Genomic DNA, 3,087 nt, shown 5'->3' on the forward strand with positions numbered 1-3,087 from the left:
CATGAATCTAAAGAGGTGTCCGTATTGAGAAAAGAACCGATCGGCAAGCTGGTTGCCTATCTTCACCGCCAGAATACAAAAATATTGAGCAAAGAACTTGCACCCTACGGGCTTGGCAGCGGCGGACAGCACAGTTTTCTGAAGCTGATTCTCGGCCATCCGGGCATTACCCAGGACCAGATGACGAATGAAATGAAATTCGATAAGGCGACAACCGCCCGTTCCGTGAAGCATCTGGAGCAACTGGGATATATTGAACGGCGGACCGATCCAAAAGACCGGCGTTCTTCTCTTTTGTATCCTACAGCCAAAGCCGTGGATTTTGCTCCCGTATTTCAATCCATTCTAGATGAGCATAACCGCAAGCTGACTGCCAATCTGACGGAGGAGGAAGCCGATACACTTGTGGCTTTGCTTCATAAGGTTACCCGTACTTCCGAAAGCTTATGATAGGAACTGTCTAAGAGCCGCCAAACTGTCTCCACATAAAAAAAGGCCCTTACCTGTAAAGGGGCCTTTGGGGGCTGCAGATATAATAGGTCTGTACGGAGAGAGAGCGGATCAAGCCAGACTGATACCGTCCAGAATATAATCCCAGGTCTCAGAATCCCCCGCGCGGTTCGGGATACTCAGCGAACTGATTCCCGGCAGGCCCCATGCATTGTCGATGACGGATTCCAGCCCGTCAACCCCGTTGACGATCAGAATCAGATATTCCCCGCCGGTTAATGGTCTCAGCACCTGCTGTAGAGCAACCGCTTCATCGTAAGTACTGCCCCAGCGGATAAACAACGCCCTGCGGCTGGCAATCAGCTGGTCCAGTAGGCGCTGGCTGCGCATCTCGATTTTGTTCTTAAAGCCGGGATAGACAGAGCTCCACTCCTGCCCATCCAGAACCGGGAAATCATGGACTGAGATCACGTTATAATAATAGTCCTTCACAAAATAAGATTTGACCGGCATTACAACCTCATTCTCGACAAACACATCATTTCCTTCGATCAGCGACATATTCTGGAGATCCATATACCCGGAAAAGCGGCTGCTGAGCAGCCGGTTCACATCGGTAAGCGATAATGAAACGACCCAATCCAGCGGAGAAGAAAAGGTTCTGAGACCCTTTCTGCGCAAATGGGCAGCCGGTTCACAAGAGCTTCCCAGACTGACGATACAGTCAAACGCCCCTTTTAGTTCTCCCAATTCCATTCGACTCACCCCACAGCTGATATTTCAATATTAAATGCGCCTGACAGGCAAAATGCTTGGATTATAGTAAAGGTTTACTTTGCCCCAAGCACAAAAAGAGGTTAAAATATGATCCAATATGAAAACTGATTGAAACAGGCTGTAAAAAAATGAATGTGCAGAAAGGAGCACCGGTCATGTCTATTAGCAGAGTAAAGGAACATTTCCGCGCCTTCGGCAAAGAGCAAGACATTCTGGAGTTTGCGGAATCTAGCGCAACAGTGGATCTGGCTGCAGCCGCGATCGGTGTCATTCCGGCCCGGATCGCCAAAACGTTGTCCTTCCGAGGTTCCGGGGAGAATGCTATCCTGATCGTTGCCGCCGGAGACGCCAGAATCGACAATAAGAAATTCAGGGAAGCCCTCGGGCTCAAGGCCCGGATGCTTAGTCCGGATGAAGTGCTGGAGCAGACCGGCCATGAAATCGGCGGGGTCTGTCCGTTTGGACTGGCCCGTGAGCTGGATGTATACCTGGATGTATCCATGAAGCGGTTCAGTACCTTGTTCCCTGCCTGCGGCAGTACTAATTCCGCTATCGAGCTAACCTGTGAGGAGCTTGCTCTGTATTCAGGCAGCAGAGACTGGGTAGACGTATGTAAAGACTGGGCAGAAGTTATAGGAAACGGGGATGATCAAGCCTCATGAGGATCAAACCGGCCAAGGGTAGCTCCGTGCCGCCGCAGGCCAAGGAACGTTTCCCGCTGTCCCTTCTATGCCTTACCCTTGGCGCCTTTGCAATCGGCATGACCGAGTTTATCATCATGGGCCTACTTCCCAATGTGGCCCATGATCTTGGCGTAAGCATTCCTCAGGCCGGCCAGCTGATTACCAGCTATGCTCTTGGTGTGTTGGCATCGGTGCACCCGTATTGACCGTAATTACCCATAAGCTACCGCAGAAAAAGCTGCTGATTATTCTCATGTGCATCTTTATTTTCGGCAACGCCGTATCTGTCATTGCCCCGACCTATGTACTTCTGATTATCGCCCGTGTGCATACTGCCTTCGTACACGGTACCTATCTTGGGGTGGGAACAATCATCGCTGCGAGATTCGTTAAGCCGGAGAAGCGCGCCGGAGCGGTCTCCGTTGTACTTGCCGGTCTGACCGTGGCCAATATTATCGGCGTACCGTTCGGAACTTTATCGGCCAGCAGCCCGGCTGGCGGGCCTCCTTCGGGGCGATTACAATGCTCGGAATTGTGTCCCTATTCGGCATCATCCGGTTTATCCCTGTCATCGTCCAGCAAGAGACGGCCAATCTCCGTGAACAGGTACGGGGGCTGGTGAATCCGCAGGTGCTGCTGATTCTTCTTACCGGTGCACTTGGCTGCGGAAGCCTGTTCTCTTTGTTCACTTATATCACACCGATGCTGGAGAATATCAGTGGTTTTGCTGAACATCAGGTCACCTGGATTCTCGTATTATTCGGAGTGGGGGTTACGCTCGGCAACATCGTCGGCTGCAGGCTGGCGGACTGGAAGCTGATGCCATCGCTCATGGTCAATTTCGCGGTTCTTGCATTGATTATTGCTATGCTTACCTTGACTCTGCACCATCCTGCGCTGACGATCATCAATATCTTCCTCTGGGGAAGAATCGCAGCGTTCGGTATTATGCCGGGTATCCAGCTGCGGATTATGAACCTGGCGCATAAAGCACCGCTGCTTGCCACGACATCAAGCCATTCGGCGCTCAATCTGGGCAATGCGGCAGGAGCTTATCTTGGCGGACTTGCCATCATTTCCTTTGGCTTATCCTCTATTCCCTGGCTATCCGCTGTCCTTTCGGTTCTGGCTCTGGCCGGTGCCTGGCTCAGCTACGCCTCGACCAGCCGCAGCGTTT

At 51.9% G+C, this 3,087-nt stretch carries 3 protein-coding genes and 1 pseudogene; 3 read left to right on the top strand and 1 reads right to left on the bottom strand.

Annotated elements, in window-relative coordinates; translation table 11 throughout:
- Window positions 1–24: 24 nt before the first annotated feature.
- Window positions 25–450 carry a MarR family winged helix-turn-helix transcriptional regulator gene (locus AQR02_RS15540; protein ID WP_054941258.1) on the top strand — a complete coding sequence of 142 codons (426 nt, stop codon included), beginning with the start codon at window positions 25–27 and terminating at the stop codon, window positions 448–450.
- 111 nt (window positions 451–561) lie between these two features.
- On the opposite strand, the gene AQR02_RS15545 is transcribed toward AQR02_RS15540, so the two are convergent.
- On the bottom strand, window positions 562–1,206 hold the full coding sequence (locus AQR02_RS15545; RefSeq protein WP_054941259.1) for a DUF1796 family putative cysteine peptidase: 645 nt from the start codon (window positions 1,204–1,206) through the stop codon (window positions 562–564).
- Window positions 1,207–1,382: 176 nt separating this feature from the next.
- Between AQR02_RS15545 and AQR02_RS15550 the strand changes: the two genes are divergently transcribed.
- Window positions 1,383–1,889: a YbaK/EbsC family protein gene (locus tag AQR02_RS15550; protein ID WP_054941260.1), complete on the top strand. Its 507-nt coding sequence runs from the start codon at window positions 1,383–1,385 to the stop codon at window positions 1,887–1,889.
- A pseudogene (locus AQR02_RS15555) lies at window positions 1,886–3,087 on the top strand (MFS transporter); the annotation flags it as partial. The gene AQR02_RS15550 and the pseudogene AQR02_RS15555, both read left to right, overlap by 4 nt.

Origin of the sequence: Paenibacillus ihuae, from assembly GCF_001368795.1 — a bacterium.
In the GTDB taxonomy this organism is placed as follows: Bacteria; Bacillota; Bacilli; order Paenibacillales; family Paenibacillaceae; genus Paenibacillus_AQ; species Paenibacillus_AQ ihuae.

Excerpts from the sequence above, each read along its gene's own strand:
- AQR02_RS15545 (WP_054941259.1), bottom strand. The coding sequence starts at position 1,206 with ATGGAATTGGGAGAACTAAAAGGGGCGTTTGACTGTATCGTCAGTCTG.
- AQR02_RS15550 (WP_054941260.1), top strand. The coding sequence starts at position 1,383 with ATGTCTATTAGCAGAGTAAAGGAACATTTCCGCGCCTTCGGCAAAGAG.